The sequence below is a fragment of the Shewanella psychrophila genome (genome assembly GCF_002005305.1).
GTDB lineage: Bacteria > Pseudomonadota > Gammaproteobacteria > Enterobacterales > Shewanellaceae > Shewanella > Shewanella psychrophila.
The window spans coordinates 3,057,786-3,077,855 of record NZ_CP014782.1; the positions used below are offsets into that span (position 1 = coordinate 3,057,786).

The following is a 20,070-nucleotide window of genomic DNA, read 5'->3' on the forward strand; positions in this document are numbered from 1 at the left end:
AAGTATAAAATACTTACTTTTCAATATCATAAAGTTATTTATTCATTAAAATCGAGAGTTTCTCCTTTAACATAACGAGAAGCAAAACCTGCATATTGCTTGATTTGAATCATAACTGTACGAACAAAGGGGTCGGAGCGAATAAGGTCAAACCTTCTTGTAAATCCACAAGTGTAGATACAGCTGCGAGCTTCCAAATCAAGGATGATTTGGCAGAGCTTCCATGGATGGACTTGCAGCGTCTCGCAGAAGCATCTGCACATCCCCCGCTGGGAAGCGATAGATTGCAATGAAGGAGCGACCTTCAAACTACTACTCAAGAACAAAACAGCCAAATGAACCTCAAAAAATGTATTAAGACTTCATTCGAAGGCTAACGAAGTTTGGGGCAATAATGAGTCACAAACTCAACCCTGAGTTACTAAAAACTACAATCGAAGAGATAGATAAACGGGTGTAGATACGGCTGAGGGTATCGAAAACAAGGATGTTTTCGTTAAGCGGCCATGGATGGCGCAAAGCGTCCCGAAGAACTTCCTCAAAATAAAAAGCGCACATTCCTCGCCGGACAGGCGGTAGGTTACATTGAAGGTAAGACCTTCAAGCATAAATCCCAATAACAAAACCGCCCAATGAACCCCAAAAAAATGTAATCAGCCTTCATTCGAAGGCAGACAAACTCTATTGGCCGACGCCAATGGGTAAAGTCAAAGCGAGAAGTTGGCTATCGTCTTCTGAATGCCGACCACATCAGTGCCCTTCTTGAGCTCTTTAACTAGCGGCTTGTCTTGACCCGAGATCCACAGCTTGAGCTCTGAGTCCATATCGAAACGCCCCGCAGTTTCGACTTCAAAATGAGTGATAGCCTTGTAAGGGATGGAATGATAGCTAACCTTCTTGCCGGTCAATCCCTGCTTGTCGATAAGAATGAGGCGTTTATTGGTGAACACAAACATGTCACGGATCAGTTTATAAGCTAAGTGCAACTCTTCGTTATCGCCCATGATTGGATTTAACTCTGCGGCTAGTTCTTCAAGGTCAACTTCCGATGCATTACCCATCAATGAATCTAATAATCCCATAATTTCATCCTTAAAAATGTTGTTAATTTCAGCTAAACATCAGCAGTAAGATAGCACAATCTAGTAGTAGGCTTCAGATTCATCTCTTGCCTTTAGCTAATGCTGTTTTCTATAGACTGAACACTTTAGCTAAAAAAACAGCCTACCCTTGGAAGACTTGAAAGCTAAAGTCACTATAAGTTTGCACTCGAAGTGCTGCAATCAATTCAGATAGGCTGTATAAACTGTTATCGGTATTAGGTATAAAAAGTTAAGTGGCACAACGAAATTTACCACTTAAATAACGAGCAGCTCTTGCAGCCTGCTCCCCTGAGACGCTTTGGAATAAAAGTAAATTGTCCTCACTCAGTAAACCTTCAGTTAGCACCTTCTAACGGGCATAGGTTCATTGGCAGTCTCCAACTATTTTCCACACGCCCCACTGACCAGAATCGGCCGGAGACTCCCCCTGCGTCCACCAGTTTGCGGAATATTCCATACCTAACTGTGAAGTTTTATCTCCACCGAGATAAATAGTGGAGGCATCCCATGCCGGAGTCTGGCAAGTGCCAGGTTCATCTGGGTCGGTTTGCCTTTCTAGGCTCACCACTTGAGTTTGACTATGAGATAAACCGTCACTGTCGGTGACGGTCAATACCACGCTATACTCTCCTCCATCGCTAAATTGATGAGTCGGATTTAGCGCGCTGCTCGAACCACCGTCGCCGAACGACCAGTTGCGACTATTGATCGCCACATCATCGAAGGATAAATCGATAAAGCTCACACTTAAGCCAGTCACAGAGTAACTAAACTTAGCAATAGGTGCGTGTGGTGTTCCTCCACCATCACCGGTACAGGGACCGACAAGTGACCAGACTTGGGTATAAACATCTGGCGCTGCGCCCGTTGACCACCAAATGGCCTCATATTCATTGGCTTCAAATGCCACACGATCACCCAAGGCATAATTTACCGCCACATCCCAATCATACAAACCAGTACAGATGCCGGTATCAGGGGAGCCGCTAGACACAGAGACCGTTTGGCTATCACTATCAGATGCGCCATTATCATCGGCAACTGTGAGTGTTATTTGATATTGACCCGCCGTAGCAAAGGTGTGGTTAGGGGAAACTTCGCTGCTCGAACTAGCATCACCAAAGTTCCATCGATAGCTGGTGAGCTCCCCACTCGAAAGAGACGAATCGAACTGACAGCTGAGTGCATTACACTGAGTCGTGAAGCCTGCTACAGGCTCGATGGGGATGTCACCGATATTCGGGTTACCCATCTCGATGGCAAAACTCAGAGCCAGACGTGCAAAAGGCACCGAGTTAGCCGCTTCAGCATCACTGTTAGCCAAGGTATCATTACGGCTGTGAATATTCGGATTAGCACCGTTGAAGCTAGACTCGAAGGGCATAGTGGCCGGATAGCCTTGGTTATACCAGGAGGCGTGGTCTGAGCAAGCATAACCACAACGATCATCACCATACACCACCGTCGGCTGATAGGTATCGAGTAACTGTTTCATATAGCTGGTGAAGCTGCTATCGATATAATCTGTCATAAACACGATATCTTCGGTCGAACCATGATAGTTAGTCATATCAAGCTGCAAGGCTGCTAACACTTTCTCCCCTCGCCCCTTGTAATCTGCTGCTATCTCTTTCGACCCCCTTAATCCCACCTCTTCGGCGGCGTAACCTATGATATGAATACTGCGCTGTGGTTGCTCACCACTACTGAGTAAGGCACTGGCAACATTAGTGAGCGATGCTATGCCCGATGCATCATCATCTGCACCTGGCGCAACAGTCCCCTCCCTTGTTCCACTGCCAGCCGTGGAATCAAGATGCCCACCCATCACCAAAATTTCATCGGGATAGCGGCTGCCGGTTATTTTCAAAATAACCGAGTCCTGACCCCAACCACTGTGATTATAGGGCTCTACGATTGCCCAGCTATGCTGGCTGGCAAGTTGCCCCCAATGACTAGCTAGCCAATCGGCTGCTTGCTTACCTGTATTTGTTGTATAAAAACGGTTGGTAAAGTTACTCAGAGATTGAATTGTCGCCTTGATGTTTCCAGCCTTGATTTGTGGCAGCAATGCATTCACCTTAATCCCTTGCTGAATAGGCGGTGGCGTAAAAGCCAGCATCTGCTGCGATCCTTGCAGCGCATCGACCGCCTCTTGATAGCTACCATGGACGATATAACCGCCGCATCGATTTTTCTCTTCATGCATCAATTGAGTCAAGCTTTGTAGCTGAGTCTCATCGGCCTGATAAATAAGGATCTGTGATTGAGAAAGCTGAGTATTTTGCATTGCAGGTGCTAACTGAGCTCCGGTTTGCTCAACTTGAGATACTGCATCATTGCCAACAGTGATCCATACTTTGTCCTCGTGTTCACTAGCACTAGCGCTAGCAGATAAGAGAGCAATCAAGGCAAGGTGTACTGCATTTTTTGAATATATGTTCATAAACAAACATCCTATTAAGGAGTGTCGATAGAGCTGGTCCAAGGCGTTTAATCGATAAAAATGGAATAAATTAAGAGTTGTGAGCTTAGCTTTTAAAGATAGAAGCTAAGCTCACAGGTTTGATAAGCTTCCGTAGAATCCATAGCTCCCTAACGATTCTTTACAATAGATTAGAAAGGGAGCGAGTTATTTCTGCTTTACTGACAGTCTGAGATAAATTCCCAAACACCCCATTGACCGGCATCGGCAGGAGACTCACCTTGAGTCCACCACTTGGCGCGGTACTCTTTACCCGACTGAGATACCTGGTCACCACCTGAATAAATGGCCCCTACATCCCATGGGCTAGCACTACAGTCACCAGGAACTTCACCACCGTTTGATACGGTCACGACTTTAGTCATAGTATCGCTGGCACTATCGGCGTCAGTCACTGTCAGCTGCACGCTATAGCTACCTGCAGCAAGGTAAGTGTGAGTAGGGCTCACTTCAGACGAGCTAGCGCCATCACCGAAGTTCCAGGCATGACCTGTCACATCCGTATCATCAGTTGAACTGTCACTGAAGCTCACAACTAGCTTATTGGCACTGTGGCTAAAACCAGCCTTTGGTGCCTCATTACCAGGCACTTCACCACCAGAGCATTTAGCCCCCTTGCTCCACACGTTAGTGTAGACAGCAGGCGATGCCCCTGTTGACCACCAGATAGCTTCATATTGATAGCCTTCGAATGACACCATATCGCCAAGTGCATAACTCCTTGCTACATCCCATGCAGAAACTCCATCACAGGTACCCGGAATTTCCCCCCCTTCAGAAACAGCAACCACCATAGACTTAGTATCACTCAAGCCTTCGGCATCTTTAACCGTCAATGACACTGTGTATGAACCCTCGGCAGCATAACTGTATGAAGGGTTAGCACTCGTGGATGCACCGCCATCACCAAAGCTCCATTCGTGGCTAACCACAGCTTTATCATCGGTCGATGAATCATTGAACGTAACATTTAGCTGATTAGCCGAATAACTGAAGTTTGCATCAGGCCCTTGATTCTCAACTGGGCCACAACCTGAGCCATCCTTAGCACCACTATTATTTACCCCCACGGCTTCCAGCGATATCAGCACATCATCGACACAATAGCCGAGATCTTTGGTTGCATTGTAGACGCCGCGTCCCGCAGCATCGAAGGTGGAGTTTGCATTCCAATAGAGCTGGTTCGCTTTGACATAGATATCGAAAGCCTGGCGGATATTCCAACCCTGAGTCGTCGATAACAGATAAAAAGCCTTGTTATAAACACCCGAGCTAAAGTGAACATTCATGCCTGAGGTATAGTCACGGGTATGACCGATCGAACGACCATCTTGTGGCGGGTTATCCATATAGCGCATGGCGCCGCTACCCTTCTTAATCTTGTCACCAATCTGCCAGGTAAAGCTCCCCTCCAGATAATAGCTCGCCGCAGCTGCGGCAATATCAGAAAAGGATTCATTCAAACCACCAGATTGATTTTCATAGGCAAGATTTGAGTTTTGCTGAGTAAAACCATGACTGACTTCGTGAGCGACGACACCTAGCCCTACCAAGGGGTGGAAGGTATTTTGTCCATCACCGAAGGTCATCTGCTGACCATCCCAGAAAGCATTTTCATAGTTGCGGTCGTAATGTACACGCATCTTAAGCTTTTGAGTGATTGGCGCCTTGTTATACCAGTCTCGGTACATGTTGAAGGTCACCTGACCAAAAGCATGGGCATCGTTAAGCGCTGAGTAACTACCATTCACCTCACGAGATGTATTTTCATAACAGGGGAAGGTATGGATACTCCCCCCGGATTTTTGGTGGTTCATATCGTGAGTTTCAACATTTGTGCTGTCGAGGCGACATGAGCTGCCACTGCCGGTCACTTCGAACGCTGGATACCTGTCACCGTAAGCATAACGACCCGTTCTCTGGTTACCACCTGGGCCTGTACCCTGAGCGAAAGTCATACCGTCCCAATGATGTAACACGGCTCCACTGTGAGCGTCGATAAACTGATAAGGCCGACTAGGTTTAGCACCATTGGTGTCCACATAGGAGATAAGCCAGACAAGGTGTGCTTCCTCTTTTTCATCCAGCCAAATATAGATCTGACTCTCAACGTTATAAACTTGATCTTGGTTTAATTGATTCTTACCTTGGCCCAGTGCGACCTGCATAGCTTCGCCGAGAGAGAAGCTTGGGCTGGTAGAAATGACATCGCTGTCAATTTTAGCAACATGAGAACCTGAAACATCATAAAACATGTTCATCGCCGAACGAGTGGCGACCACACTCGCTCCGTAAACAGGTACACCTTGATAGAGTTGCTGATAACGGGAACGCTCATCACCGCTCGCGGCTGTCGATGTCATAGATGCCTGGTAAGTATCGCCTTGGGTGGCAGAAAGCAGGCTCTGAGCATTGGGGGAATCAGCCGAAAACGTCAATGGCTGTTGAAGATCGATTCTTTGTGCTGATAATGCATTTCCACTCAACACTGCACTTACGGCTATCGCGCATATTGCGAGCTTTTTATTTATTGTAAACATTTCAAACTCTCCATGTATCTCTTGGGTAATTGATCTAGTGATTAATATCCCGACACGGTTTACAACATGCACATCATAAAAACATAGCTACAACTCAAGCTGTTACACTAACAACCACACTATCTACAACAATGAATAACATAAACATTGTGCCGACAAAAAATGACTACATCTTTGAATATTCTCTTCTATTGAGAGAACTTATTATTTATTCAGTCATAAATCCTGATGACATTCCGACTATAGGATCCGATTAAATATTCATCAAGATTAAATTTTTATGTCAAAAAGTGATAAATAGTAAAGGAATGATGACAAAAGCGTAACGTAAAGCGGACAGTGTATATTTCAATCTGCATCAGTATGTAAATTGCTCAATAGAATTGGCATCGAGGCGGAGTATTAGTGTTTAAACACTATCTTAATGGAGGTGTAACTTTAACGGTGCAGTCTGACTAAATCGGCTAAAAAAACCACTTATTGCGTTTTGAAATATCTTATAGCAAAAACACCAAAATGGCCGTTAATATTTATATGAATCATATGAAAACCCATTAATATTAATTGGTTAAATTATTTTTCCAGCTCAATTAGGGAATAGTCAAAAGGGGTGAGCTTTAGCCCACCCCTTTTGACTAAAAAGGCGAAATTATAGAGCTTTAGGATTAACCTCGACCTTCATTGGGCACTTGACGGTTGGCTCCAACCACCAACATCTCACATTTAGGGCAATCGAATACCAGCTTCAACACGTCTTTACCTATCTCCAATATCATGGGTTCGGCCTTGATCCCCGGCACTTCTTTGGGACACAAATTGAAGTTAAAACGCAAACAGTGTTTAGTGACCATCAAGGGCACCTCTTCAGTGATACCGTTCTTCTCATAGGTATCCTCAATCTCTATCACGCCATGTTGTTGATAGAAATCTTTCGACTTTTGGTTGGCCACATTGGCCAGATAACTTAAATGCTTACTTGGATACATGGCATCTTGATTATGCTTCCAGGGCTTAGGTCTCTGATACTCATCGATACGGGCCTTCTCAAGCGCCGCCACCACATCGCGTCTGAGACCATTGATAACAGAGGCGGGAGCAAACCAGACTTGGGCTGTGCTAATGCTAATCTCTCTGGCGACAAAATCTGTACTACCTAGTTTAGCCAGTTGCTTACGTAATTTACCACGCGCCGCCTCTTGATCATTAGCTGGCAGCTTTTCCATCGCCAATGAGACCTCACCTTGATGACCATACACATCAGTCATGATCATTTTGATGCCATCATAGGTATCTGTGACAGCTATATCGACATCGATGGATCGCTTAGAAGACTCTTTGGCTAATACGACTTCGAAGGCCTGATCACGATTGCGGTATATCGTCATGCCCACCTTAAGATCTCCAGGAACCATCAGCACATGCAATATTAGTCCTTCGGCACGATTGACCCGCAGCCCCTGTAACTTATCGTCAGATTGTTTGGCAGTGGCATAATTTTCAGGGAAATAACATAATCCATCACCATTATTGAAGGTGTTGGTCGAACTCACTTCGATAAAGTTTTTCCCCAGACGCTTAACGGTCGCCACCTCTTCACCTATGTATTTAGGCGAACGAAAATCACTGACGCCTTGGCTACGATCATTAACGAAATAATCGGTACGGCCGCGGTTAAACGTCTTCTCAGGATTAGGCGTAAAACAGTGTACCGAGCGGCCATGGGAAGAGGCTTTCAATTCAGGGCGGCGGGCGATTATTTTATCCAGCTCTTGGCGATAATGAGCGGTGATGTTTTTGACATAATTGATATCTTTGAGTCGCCCCTCAATTTTAAATGAGCGAACGCCTGCATCAATCAAGGCTTCAAGATTGTCGGTCTGATTATTATCTTTGAGTGATAACAGATGTTCATTTTGCGCCAGAACTTCCCCCTGACGAGTCTTTAACTCACCCGGCAGACGACACATCTGCGAACATTCGCCACGGTTAGCACTGCGATTACTAAAAGCATGACTCAAATTACACAGGCCACTGTAGGCCACACACAGAGCGCCATGAACGAAGAACTCCAACTGCATCTTAGTATGGGTCGCCACTTCACGAATTTGGCTTAAGCCTAGTTCTCGAGCCAAAACGACCTGAGAGAAACCCACTTGCTCTAAGAATACCGCCTTCTCTGCGGTGCGGTTGTCCATCTGAGTACTGGCATGGAGGGCGATTGGAGGAAGATCCAGCTGAAGTACCCCCATATCTTGCACGATAAGTGCATCGGCGCCCGCCTCATAGAGCTTCCAGATCAGTTTTTGTGCTCCGGCAAGCTCATCATCCATCAATATGGTATTGAGGGCGACAAACACCTGAGCATGATATTTATGAGCAAAGTGACACAGCCTAGCAATATCTTCGACGCTATTCCCCGCAGTTAAACGAGCGCCGAACTCGGGCCCACCGATATAGACGGCATCGGCACCATGGAGAATCGCTTCCATGCCAAACTCCGCATTTTTTGCCGGGGCAAGTAGTTCCAGTCGATTCGGTATATGTGAGATAGCATCAGGGGTAAAGATACTGGTTTTACTCATAAAAGATCGCTCATAAAAGGTCACTCGAAAAAGTTATCGTGTAAATTTTGGTGGGAGAGTATAGCAAAAACCACAAAATTGCCTCCGTGCAATATACGCGGTGTTAAGGACTGTGATCTAGTCCCAAAACTTTACCACTAGCACCAACAAAGTCACAATCAATAATGCACCGCAAGCCATAAGGTTTCAGTTTCAGTGCTGGTCCAGGCAACCCTATGTTTACAATGAGCCGGAATATCCAAATGTTCACCCGCTTGTAGGTGTACCAGCTCACCTTGCTCGAATTGCAATTTGGCCTCTCCCTGCAGCACCATAACCCATTCACTACGGTCTTGATCGTACCACTGTCCCTCGGGAGTCACGTGAGCCTTAGAGACAATCCTTTCTATGAGAATCTTAGCATTACCACCGATCTGCTCGAAGGCCTCATCAGTCAGATCCGATGGTATCTTGTCGAAAATATTACTCTTTTCCATTGACGCTCTCCTCAAGTATTTATGATAGCTCTTTAATTATTTCTTTTAATAACAGCGCTTCAACCACAGCAGATCAGCTACCACTAAGGGTGACAGCTTTTATCACACTGATCCCTAACCTCTTTGCTAACCTGCTCAGATTGGCTCTATCTGTTTGTAGGCGTTTAGCCGCAGCCGACCAATTTCCAGATTCCTGACTCAATACTCGGGTAATAAGCTTACGTTGAAACGTTTCCGTTTCCAGCTTAAGGCCAATACTCGCTCCATTCTCCACCATTAGTCCCGTCGTCAACAAATCGGCATTTAACCCATTCGAGGCTGAAAACTCCAACTTATCTTCTGAACGTCCCACCGAATCGACTAATTGCTCGATATGTCTGGTATCTATTCTCACAATAGCCTGATTACCGCGTCCTCTGGCTCTGAGTGCAGCGCGACCTATCACATGCTCCAACTCACGAACATTACCAGGCCAATCATAGCGATTGAGAATGCCCATGGCCGAAGCATCAATTGCCAGCTGACGGATGCCTAATTTGCGCCGGATCTGTTCAATGAAATACCCCGCCAACATAGTCACATCCCCTTCCCGAGCCCTAAGAGGAGGCACAGAGATGGGATAGACACTCAGTCTGTGATACAAATCAGCTCTAAACCGTCCCTCACTCACCTCCAACTTAAGCTTCCTGTTCGTCGCCGCTAAAATGCGAACATTGACCTGTTCGGTGGCATCTTTCCCCACGGGCTGGATCTCTTGGCTCTGCAGTGCCCGCAGTAACTTGCTCTGTACACCTAAAGGAAGCTCACCAATCTCATCGAGAAAAATAGTGCCGCCATCGGCCAGACTGAATTTACCAGTACGATTTCTATCGGCCCCGGTAAATGCTCCCTTAACATGACCGAACAGTTCACTCTCGATCAGGTTTTCCGGCAGTGCGGCGCAGTTAACATAGACCAGAGGCCCTTCTGCCCGCGCCGATTGCCTATGTAAGGTTCTGGCCACCAGCTCCTTGCCCACACCAGTTTCACCTTCAATAAGAATCGAAAAACCTGAGACCGCCACCATATCGATCTCTCGTTTAAGCTTTAGCATCACAGGGCTATCACCAATCAACTCGCCACCATCCTTAACCAGAGCCTCGTTTGTCAGCTCGGCAACCAGCTCCTGACTGTGTTGGGAATGACTCTCCAACTCTTGCAGTAAAATTGCCGTCTTTAGGGTCGCTGCCGACATGGCGGAGATGATATCTAAGGTACGCTTAGGTAATTCATCAAACACTTGTGGGGTCATGCTATCTAAGGTCAGCACCCCGATAAGCTGGTCATCGGCAAGCAGCGGTAAACCCATACAAGCATGAACCGGAAGGTCACCTTCATGAGCTAACAACATGCCGTCATAGGGATCGGGAAGCACGCAGTCGGCGGCGAAGCGCACCGGAGTTGAGGAGCCACAGATAACCTCGAATCTAGGATGAGCCTGAATATCGAAACGTCGCCCCAGGCTGTCTTTGCTCAGACCCTGTTGGGCCAAGGGTTTCAACCTACCACCTTGAACGTGCAACAAGACCACGGCATCACAACTCACGGTACGACGCACAGTACTGAGTAAACGCTCGAAACGATCTTTGGTGGTCAAGCTGTTAGTCAAATCTAGGGCCAATTCTATTAGAGCCGTCGAAGAGATATCTATCATAGTCATAAACGTTGCCGCATTTTTGCCTGCTCGAACGAGCCAGGTTGTGGAATATAACCTGACCATAGCATGCAGATAGAAAAAACACATCATAAGAGTCAATTTGACTCAAAACAAAAAGAGTCAATATGACTCACCAAATACCATAGAATAAGCCAACACACTGTAAACAAATGATTTTCACACTTGGCATGAGATTAGCAATATTAAAAACATAATAAGTTCGGTATAAGTTATTTGAACTAACTATCTGGCTCAAACACAGACTCAGATTTAAGGAGTTCCGCCATGTTTGCTACTCATGCTAATGATTTCAGATTCGCTCATGACACAGATCTCAGCACAGACTCACTCACTACAAACTCTAAGAGATTTAAACTGGTATTACACAGTGGCAATGCTGCCATGTCGGTTGCGCTAGTCGGCATGTTGCTTTCTATCTTTGTTGGTTATACCCATGCAGAGCAATTTTCATTGTGGGCTCAAGTCGCCAGCCACATCACACTCATCTTGTGCGCCACAGCCATCAAGATTGGCTACGTGATGCGTTGTATCGGGCTTCATGGATTGGGAGCTACTCAGCTATGAGCCAATCCTTGCATAAGATCTGCGAACCTCAAGCCAGTTATGCTAAACAGCAGGAAAGTAATACACAAAAATTCAATTTCAGACTCTCTTCGACCGGGGAGGTCGAAGAGATATCTGAAACCAGAATGGCGATAGAAGCACCACTGTCTAAACTGACTCAACTGCCAATTTGGGATCTGGCCTTTCGCCCTTGGTTTATCTCGGCCACCGCCTTATCAGTGATCAGCTTAAGCATCTGGATCTTATTCCTCCATGGCAAGATATCGCCTCTTAGTGGTGATGGGATCAGCCCGCTTGTCTGGCATATTCATGAGATGCTTTTTGGCTTCGGTGCCACCATAGCCGTGGGCTTTCTGTTAACTGCAGCCCAGACTTGGACCAAAATTCGCAGTCTCAACGGTCTGGGACTACTCCTGCTCACCAGCATCTGGTTAGCCGTTCGTTTCTTACTCTTAAGCAATTCAGTTAATCTTCAGCTGCTGGCTATCGCATTGCAGGCTCTATGGTGGCTGATATCCATCGGATTTTTAGCCTATATGGTGCTACGCGCTAAAAGCAGGCGTAATTATCAATTTATCCCACTTCTTTCGGCCATGATGCTGCTGAACTTAGCTTTTTTGTTGGCTGATATCTTCGGAGATACCGAACTCGCCCTGCACCTGTCCCGCAGTGCCATACTCATGTTTGGTTTGCTGGTTGGTATCGTTGGTGGACGTGTTATTCCCTTTTTCACCGGACGAGGTGCCGAAGGAGCTCAGGTAAAGGCCACACCGATACTCGACAAGTTGCTGCCTGTTGTGACTTTACTCGGTGTATCTGTGTTCTTTAGTGGCCATTTTATTGCTCTGCCATTCACACCCGCAGCCTTGCTAATTACTGCAGGAGTGTTACATCTGCTGCGTCTATATTGCTGGGATCCCTTATCTACAATTAAGGTGCCCTTGCTCTGGTCACTCCATGCCAGTTACTTAGCCCTAGGCCTAGGTTTGGTGCTGTTAGGCGCAAGTTATTTGACCGACACCATACGTTTCGCCGATGCCTTACACCTAATAACGATCGGTACCATAGGTGGCATGATACTCGCCATGATAGCCAGAGTATCACTAGGTCATACGGGCCGTGCACTCAAACCCCATTCCTCACTGAATATCGCCTTCGCCCTGATTTTATTTGGTGCAGTAGCTCGCTTCACGCTGCCACTGTTACAGCAAGCGAGTTGGGGCTGGGATATAGGCGCAGCATCTTGGGTCATCGCCTTTAGCTTATTTCTGTGGCACTACACACCTATCTTGTTTAGTGCCAGACGCTAAGGAGCCATATTATCGAACCATTTTCACTCACAAGTTGGTGACGTCTAGTGATAAATACGCTCACTAGCACAGCCTAAGATTTATGCAGCTTAACTCATGCTATCAGCCGCATACCGTTAAGCTAAAACAGTAAAACTAAGACAATAACCCTAAGGGATGACGCACAGTGTCGCCCACAAAATGAAGGATATTTAGATGTTATCTGCAAAACATATCGAACTGGTAAAAAGCACTATTCCTCTATTAGAATCTGCAGGCACAGACATTACCGAATACTTCTATCAGCGCATGTTTAAGCATAATCCAGAGCTTAAACACATCTTTAATATGAGTAATCAACGTAGCGGAGGCCAACCAGCAGCACTCTTTAGCGCCATCGCTGCCTACGCTAAAAATATTGAAAACCTCGCCGCTCTCTCTGGGGCTGTCGAACGTATCGCACATAAACATACCAGCTTAAATATACAGCCTGAGCACTACCCGATTGTGGGACACCACCTGCTAGCCACGTTACGAGAGCTGGCACCAGAGGCGTTTACCACCGAAGTAGAAGAGGCTTGGGCTGCAGCTTACGGCCTGCTGGCTGGGATTTTCATCAACCGGGAAGATGAGCTCTACCAAAAAAATGCCAATCAGCTTGGTGGCTGGCTAGGCGCAAGACAGTTTAAGGTGATAGAGAAACGCCAGGAATCAAGCTTAGTCACCAGTTTTGTGTTTGCCCCAATCGATGGTGAGTCAGTGGTCGATTACCAGGCCGGACAATACTTGGGTATCAAGGTTGAACCTGCCAATCATGAATACAGAGAGATGCGTCAATACTCACTGTCAGACAAGCCCAATGGCAAAACTTACCGTATATCGGTGAAACGCGAAGACTCGCGAACACCTGGCAATGAGCCGGGCACCGTTTCCAACTACCTCCATGACCAAGTGAACATAGGCGACGTGTTGGATGTTTTCCCACCGGCTGGTGATTTTCATTATGTTGAACGAAACGAACCTGTGGTACTTATCTCGGCAGGTGTGGGTGTCACCCCTATGCAGTCTATGTTGGAGATGCTCGCTTCAAAGGCTCTCGACAAGCCGGTATTTTACCTCCATGCCTGCGAGAACTTGGCCCAACACTCTTTCAATGAACGGGTTCAGGCACTGACAAACGAGCTAAAGCTAACTCACCATACCTGGTACAGAGATCTCGATGGCAATGAACAGGAAGCCTTGAATTCACAAGGCCAGAGTAATAGCGGCAGCGTCAATAGCCATATGGGCTTTATGAACCTTGTCCCCTTGAAAGCCGAATTGCCTCTGGATAAAGGTGACTTCTACCTATGTGGTCCGGTCGCCTTTATGAGTTTCGTCAAACAGCAACTGATCGAGTTAGGCGTCGAAGATACACGTATTCATTACGAAGTCTTCGGTCCACATTCGGATTTATAAAAAGAGTAAGTGTGAAACATCCCAGTAAAAAATGAGGATGAAAACTTTACTTTAACGACAGGCTAATAGACTCCGTGATACTAACCTGTATCGCGGAGTCTATTCAATTCAACTAATCACAAGTTCAAGAAAGTAATTTGCTGATCGCATCCAGATGCGTATCTACCCAGGCCGAGCTTATCGGTCCCCAGGTACTGATCTTGTAATATCCCGAGTTATTACGTTCTCCATCCTGCACAAACTGACACTCGATACCGACATCACTCAGGGCGGCTATCGAATCTTGCAAGGTTCTTCTTGGCATGCCTGTCAATTTGTTCAAAGACAGCAAGTTATGCTGCTCGCTATCGATGGCGTGAGCAAGATAAAGCTTACGTAAAAATGCTTTTTTCTGTTTAGAAACTTCTATATCCACAAAAACACCTATTTTCAGATAGTGGCGAATCAATTACCTATTGATAAAATAGCACATTATTCACTAATACCAGCAATGTGAATGGTGTCAGCTAGGTTTATGCAAACCACTTAAATACCTCTCATTAAATTGTTGTGAAATATGTCTGGCCTAGAGTAAGTTGGTGCGATCCTGATATAGTGATTTTCTATTTAATAGGAACAAATTGAGAAGAGATGGATAATTCGACCAACAAGGGTTCAGATAATATATCAGGCGATGCCTTATCCAATCTTCAAGCCTCTGAACTGGCTTCTGATAAAGTAAGCGCCCAAGAGAATAAGTTACCCAGACACGGCCAAGCTGAACCCGACTGGTTAGGCTTCGATCAAATCCCTTTGACCCCGGTGGCTCAGCGTCACTACACCCAGGTCTTATGGGAGACAATCATAGGGACATTGGTTCTTTTCAGCGTGCTCTCAGTGTTTATTATCTTCGTCGCGCAACTTCCTATTCTTATTGCTCTGCCTATGCTGTCAGTTTTAGGCCTGATTTTTAGTGCGATCAACTGGTTACGTTACGCCCATGCTAAGTCAATAGCCTTCGCCGTGTGTGACCACGAACTTTTGATGCAAAAAGGCATAATCTGGTTTAAGCGTATCTCGCTACCTTATACCCGACTGCAACATATTAGTCTGTCTCAAGGCCCCCTAGAGAGAAAGTTTGGCCTACATACGCTTAAGTGCTTCAGTGCCGGTAGCGGCAGCGCAGAAATAGAGTTGCCAGGTTTAGAAAGCAGAACGGCCGAAAAGCTCAGGCAACATCTACTGGCTAAGGCTGGCATTGCCAGTCAAGGAAGTAAGCCAAACATCAATTCAGACACGAGCTTAAACAGCTCTACAGCTTTCTCCCCGGAGACTTCATCAGAAACCTCTCGAGTTACTTCTCCTAATACGCACCCTGAAGGACAGCTATCGAAACCGGCCAGCCTCACCACAAAAAGTGAGCGCTAATATGCACAAGAGATTCTCACTATGGTCAGGCCTCTCGCCCTGGTCGATAATCAGCTATACCTTAAATACGATTCGTTTAGTGATCACCAACGGTTATGCTATGGTGCCTGTGGTCTATACCGGTTGGAAACAAGGCTTTAACTCCCCCTGGGTTATAGTGGCAGCAGTTGGTGTCACCTTAGCAGTATTCGTCTACGCTATCGTTCAATGGGCCATGTTTCGTTATCGCTTATTTGAAGATAAACTCGGGGTGCGTCAGGGGCTCATTTTTAAGAAGACCCACGAAATCCCCTTGAGCAAGATACAAAATGTGCGTCTGGAACAGCCCTTCTATTTCAGACCCATGGGGCTCTATAGCTTAGTCGTGGAAACCGCTGGCTCCAAAGAAGATGAAGCCGTACTCGCCGCAGTCAGTTACCGCAAGGCTATTCAGCTAAAGAAACGTCTGGTCAATCCATTGCTGCCAACCCCACTAGCATCCGACCCGGATGATGTAGTTCTAGATGAAGATCCAATTTTAGATGAGAGGACAAAGCCTAAAAATCCCAATAAAACATTAGTTCGCAAAGATCTTAAACAACTCCTGCTGTTCGGCTTATACCAGAACAACCTATTTTGGTTTGCCATTATCGCTGGTCCAATCCTAGGCCAGCTCGACTGGTCACAGCTTGCAGATACCCAAATGGTGCAGTCTGCAATGCAGTGGTATGAGCGAGTTGTCGGTATCAGTGTGCTTTATCAAATCGTCCTTGGCAGCTTATTACTGATAGGCTTTTACTTTCTGCTGTCATTGATTTCAATGGCGGCATCGGTACTTAAATATTACCCCTACCATCTAAGTCGAGACAGCAACACCCTTCACCGCAGTGGCGGCGTTATCGCTAAACAAAACGATGCCTTAGCCCTACAACGGATCCAGGTTATCCGATTTTCTCAACCTGTCATAGGTAGGCTATTAAGCCTATGGACCGTCTACTTTAAACAAGTTCAGGGCACAGAAGTTGAGCAAAAGTCACAGCGACATATGTTAGTACCTAGCATGACCCGCAAGACGGCCTCAGAACTGCTCAGTGATATGAATGGCATTGAAGCTAAAACCACAATATTGCCGACTCGATTTAACCCTATCCATTTTGGCTGGTATTGGCGACGAGCTCTAGCCCCACTGATTGTGCCTGCTGTAAATACCATTGGTATGGGGCTTAATCCCATCACCGAAATCATGTGGTTTATTGGCCTTGGGTTTACCTTAGGGCTTTATTTAAGATATCGTCAGTGGGGTTACTATTTAGATGGTTCAGATTTCTGGATACACACAGGGATGCTCGGCCATAGCTGGCATTTAGTCCCATTAAGAAAGGTACAACATGTGGCAATAACCCAAACCCAAGGACAACGCCGTAAAGGCTTGGCAACACTCGAACTTGGCCTTGCCAGTGGTACTCAGACGATCCCATACATGCCACTTTCTGACGCAAGAGAGATAGCCGAACGAGCCTTGGCCATCACAGCCCGATCACCTAAGAATTGGATTTAAATGCACTAGGATCTAGAAACTAGGAACTGAAAAAGGAGAATACTCTTGAACACAAGTGAACAAGCACTTTCCCAGAGAGAGTCACAGACAAAACTGACCACACCTGAAACTATCATCAACTTTTGGTTTGATGAGATTGAACCAAAACTCTGGTGGGTAAAAGATATTGAGTTTGATGCATTGATAAAACAAAGATTCGGTTTGCTCGTCGAGCAAGCTAAAGCTGGCGAACTCTACCATTGGCGTGCCACGCCTCAAGGACGACTTGCCGAGGTCATTGTACTGGACCAGTTTTGCCGTAATATTTTCCGTGATACCCCCGATGCATTTTCAGCCGACTCGCTCGCATTAGCACTGGCTCAAGAAGCTGTGGCCCACGGTGCAGATACTGAGCTCAAGGCCAAGCAGGTTCCTTTCCTGTTTATGCCATACATGCACAGTGAATCTAAGAAGATCCATGAAATCGCCATGGTACTGTTTAGCCGTGAAGCTGCAGCTGGCAACTTGGAATTTGAGCGTAGACATAAGGCGATTATCGACCAGTTCGGCCGCTATCCTCACAGAAACGAAATCCTTGGACGAGAATCGACGCCGGAAGAGTTGGCGTTTTTGTCACAGCCAGGATCAAGCTTTTAGATAATAGAATCTAGGCTCTAGTGCTTAGTGCTTAGTGCTTAGAGCTTAGAGCCTAGGTTCTAATATCATTCTAAAGGAAGGTAAATATCTGTGATTAGTTCATGTTCAGCCACTTCGGGGAAGAAGTTTTGATAGTGAAAGAAACAGTGAAAATCTCTTAAAGACTCGCCGCTTTCCGGTAACCACTGCCCATATAGATAATGAATCTTGGTATCTAAGTTGTCATGTGAACCCAAATGTTGAATGACGGCGCAGCGGCCAGCAGGAATGATTTTATTAATAACCCCCAAATCGTTATCTGGCACCTCATGCAATACTGAGCCACCGATATCAAACCTAAATTTTTCTGCTGGTACTGATTTAGGATCTTCATAGATGAGTCCGAACGTATGGCTCTTAGCCACAGGCGATAGCCCAGTCAGCTTGCGCCACTTAATAAACTTACCCGCAGATTCATTAACGAGCTCAGGAGCACCTCGGTGTTCAAATACCGCTATCTTAGTCTCGGCAAAGTTGACTATATCGACCTTAACCTCTAACTGTTCAGCCTGCTGTTTTTTATCCATTTTACTACCTCCGAATTGATACTTTTCATTCCAGCTCACCCAATGAGCCTGACGACGAAATTCAGAAGGAGATTGATCAAATGCTTTCTTGAATGCCCGAGAAAATGACTCGGGATAATCAAATTTTGCATCTAGTGCAATATCGATAATCTTGGCATCAGGGTTAAAGTAGAGCCTGTAAGAAGCTCGCTTTAAACGTAATAGTTGGACATACCTGAATATACCAACACCAAAATAATCCGAAAACTGACGATGAAAATGATACTTGGAAAAACCAGTAAACTGACTCAAGAGTTCAACAGACAAATCTTCATCCAAATTTTCATGGATATGGTCACAGACCCGATCCATCACCTCGTTATAACTCTCTATTTTTGTTTTCAACTTCATAAGCTCTCAACTAGTTTCCATAGCCAGTTCAAGGTTCATATCATCAACTACTACGTGCCCTTCTGAATATGAAGCTAGTATGAAGGTGTCAGACAAGGCTTTCCTGACAGATATTGCTCTAATACCAATCGATATAACCTATAACGATCAGTAAAGCGCTGACCTTAATAGCACCTTTACGAGTTCCTGTTGAATAATCCCCATAAGAAACTCATCCTGCTTATTGGCAATCCCATCGAATAATTCGGATGTTATTAATACTGTCACCACTGAAAGAAGTGGTGTACCTCAGAGGCTAAAAATAAAACAACCAACAAGTTAACCGTAAGCAGTAAGGCTAGTAGCCAAACAAAAAACATCATTAATGAAGTCCGGTCTCCCTTGTTAAATGGATCCCCCTTTTCGCAATAAGGGCACTCTTTTACCTCCAAAACAATTTTTTGGTTGCAACTTGGGCAAGGTAATAAGCTCATCACTGGTCCTTCAGGCTTATTCAATAGTCTAAGTAACGTACCATTACCCGTCTTAATTGTTAATTTATTGTCGATTTATTTCATGCAAAATGGAAATATTGATGCCTTGCGAAAAAAATATGCCGCAAAATTGATGGGATTATCTTTGTACTGGATCTGTTTCTCCGTCACATACGCAGTCAGTCCAAAAAATAATGTAATAGCCAAGGTACTATTTAGCAGAGAAGTCACTCCGTTAGAGTTTGAACATCAGCATATGGAGGTTATCGACCACTTTGAGTGATATCACCATAGAAACAAGATCCTTGGAAGATAGTCGACACCAGAGGAAGTAAAGTTCCAGTCTCAGCCAGAATCCAGCTTTGGATTAATACCAATAAAAAATGCCGGATACATGAGTATCCGGCATTCTTTAGAAACTATATAATCAAACTGATTAACCGCCAGCAGCTCTTTCTTTTATCGCCGCAGTGATGGCACTGCCACCGTGGCCATTGCCGTCGGCCCAATCTGTAATTGTCATACCATCTGCTTCAGCAGCCGTAAGATCTGATACAGAAAGGCGTTTAGCAATGAAAGTACCCACTTTATCTGAACCGCTATTCATTGCGGTCCGCAGTAAACTACTTCCATTACATGTAACACCAGAATAGATATTACGCAGCTTTACGCGATTTTCTTTTAACTTTTTGCGCAAACGATTCTTATCATCTGTTTGAACATAATTACAGATATTCGCCGCAAGTTGGTCTGAATTGGCATGTACTGGCATTGAAAATGCCGATGCGGCGATAATTGCAGCAATGCTTGTAGGTAACAGACGCATCTGATACTCCCTCTTATTATT

Annotated in this window: 15 protein-coding genes; 6 read left to right on the forward strand and 9 right to left on the reverse strand. The window is 45.6% G+C overall.

The window, feature by feature from the left end; all coding sequences use genetic code 11:
• Window positions 1-707 precede the first annotated feature (707 nt).
• The 6 genes from sps_RS13160 to norR form a co-directional block, all read right to left on the reverse strand.
• On the reverse strand, window positions 708-1,082 hold the full coding sequence (locus sps_RS13160; protein ID WP_077752949.1) for a PH domain-containing protein: 375 nt from the start codon (window positions 1,080-1,082) through the stop codon (window positions 708-710).
• 385 nt (window positions 1,083-1,467) lie between these two features.
• Window positions 1,468-3,549 (reverse strand): M20/M25/M40 family metallo-hydrolase, encoded by a 2,082-nt coding sequence (locus tag sps_RS13165; protein WP_077752950.1) that lies wholly within the window; start codon window positions 3,547-3,549, stop codon window positions 1,468-1,470.
• Between the two features lie 197 nt (window positions 3,550-3,746).
• Window positions 3,747-6,128: a M4 family metallopeptidase gene (locus sps_RS13170; RefSeq protein ID WP_077752951.1), complete on the reverse strand. Its 2,382-nt coding sequence runs from the start codon at window positions 6,126-6,128 to the stop codon at window positions 3,747-3,749.
• Between the two features lie 665 nt (window positions 6,129-6,793).
• Window positions 6,794-8,710 (reverse strand): peptidase U32 family protein, encoded by a 1,917-nt coding sequence (locus sps_RS13175; RefSeq protein ID WP_077752952.1) that lies wholly within the window; start codon window positions 8,708-8,710, stop codon window positions 6,794-6,796.
• Window positions 8,711-8,868: 158 nt separating this feature from the next.
• Entirely contained in the window at window positions 8,869-9,186 is a 318-nt protein-coding gene (locus sps_RS13180) for a cupin domain-containing protein (protein ID WP_077752953.1), read from the reverse strand.
• A gap of 73 nt (window positions 9,187-9,259) precedes the next feature.
• Window positions 9,260-10,885: a nitric oxide reductase transcriptional regulator NorR gene (gene norR / locus sps_RS13185; RefSeq protein WP_077755678.1), complete on the reverse strand. Its 1,626-nt coding sequence runs from the start codon at window positions 10,883-10,885 to the stop codon at window positions 9,260-9,262.
• Between the two features lie 282 nt (window positions 10,886-11,167).
• Here norR and sps_RS13190 point away from each other — a divergent pair, with 282 nt between their 5' ends.
• The 3 genes from sps_RS13190 (at window position 11,168) to hmpA (ending at window position 14,214) form a co-directional block, all read left to right on the forward strand.
• Window positions 11,168-11,467, forward strand: a complete 300-nt coding sequence (locus sps_RS13190) for a hypothetical protein (protein WP_077752954.1) — start codon at window positions 11,168-11,170, stop codon at window positions 11,465-11,467.
• Window positions 11,464-12,777, forward strand: coding sequence for an NnrS family protein (locus sps_RS13195; protein WP_237158071.1), 1,314 nt, complete (start codon window positions 11,464-11,466; stop codon window positions 12,775-12,777). The genes sps_RS13190 and sps_RS13195 overlap by 4 nt, the downstream gene beginning before the upstream one ends.
• A 195-nt stretch (window positions 12,778-12,972) precedes the next feature.
• Window positions 12,973-14,214: an NO-inducible flavohemoprotein gene (hmpA, locus tag sps_RS13200; protein WP_077752955.1), complete on the forward strand. Its 1,242-nt coding sequence runs from the start codon at window positions 12,973-12,975 to the stop codon at window positions 14,212-14,214.
• Between the two features lie 124 nt (window positions 14,215-14,338).
• Here hmpA and sps_RS13205 read toward each other — a convergent pair whose 3' ends face one another.
• Window positions 14,339-14,629 carry a winged helix-turn-helix domain-containing protein gene (locus sps_RS13205; protein WP_077752956.1) on the reverse strand — a complete coding sequence of 97 codons (291 nt, stop codon included), beginning with the start codon at window positions 14,627-14,629 and terminating at the stop codon, window positions 14,339-14,341.
• Between the two features lie 215 nt (window positions 14,630-14,844).
• On the opposite strand from sps_RS13205, the gene sps_RS13210 reads away from it, so the two are divergent.
• The 3 genes from sps_RS13210 to sps_RS13220 all read left to right on the forward strand — a co-directional run bounded on the left by sps_RS13210 (window position 14,845) and on the right by sps_RS13220 (window position 17,794).
• Entirely contained in the window at window positions 14,845-15,621 is a 777-nt protein-coding gene (locus sps_RS13210) for a PH domain-containing protein (RefSeq protein WP_077752957.1), read from the forward strand.
• A gap of 1 nt (window position 15,622) precedes the next feature.
• Window positions 15,623-17,158, forward strand: a complete 1,536-nt coding sequence (locus sps_RS13215) for a PH domain-containing protein (protein ID WP_077752958.1) — start codon at window positions 15,623-15,625, stop codon at window positions 17,156-17,158.
• A gap of 93 nt (window positions 17,159-17,251) precedes the next feature.
• Window positions 17,252-17,794, forward strand: a complete 543-nt coding sequence (locus sps_RS13220) for a DUF924 family protein (protein WP_218919660.1) — start codon at window positions 17,252-17,254, stop codon at window positions 17,792-17,794.
• Window positions 17,795-17,859: 65 nt separating this feature from the next.
• On the opposite strand, the gene sps_RS13225 is transcribed toward sps_RS13220, so the two are convergent.
• The gene (locus sps_RS13225; protein WP_077752960.1) at window positions 17,860-18,750 is read right to left on the reverse strand and encodes an AraC family transcriptional regulator; all 891 of its coding nucleotides are present in this window, start codon (window positions 18,748-18,750) and stop codon (window positions 17,860-17,862) included.
• Between the two features lie 909 nt (window positions 18,751-19,659).
• Window positions 19,660-20,049: a DUF3718 domain-containing protein gene (locus sps_RS13235; RefSeq protein WP_077752962.1), complete on the reverse strand. Its 390-nt coding sequence runs from the start codon at window positions 20,047-20,049 to the stop codon at window positions 19,660-19,662.
• Between the last annotated feature and the right edge of the window lie 21 nt (window positions 20,050-20,070).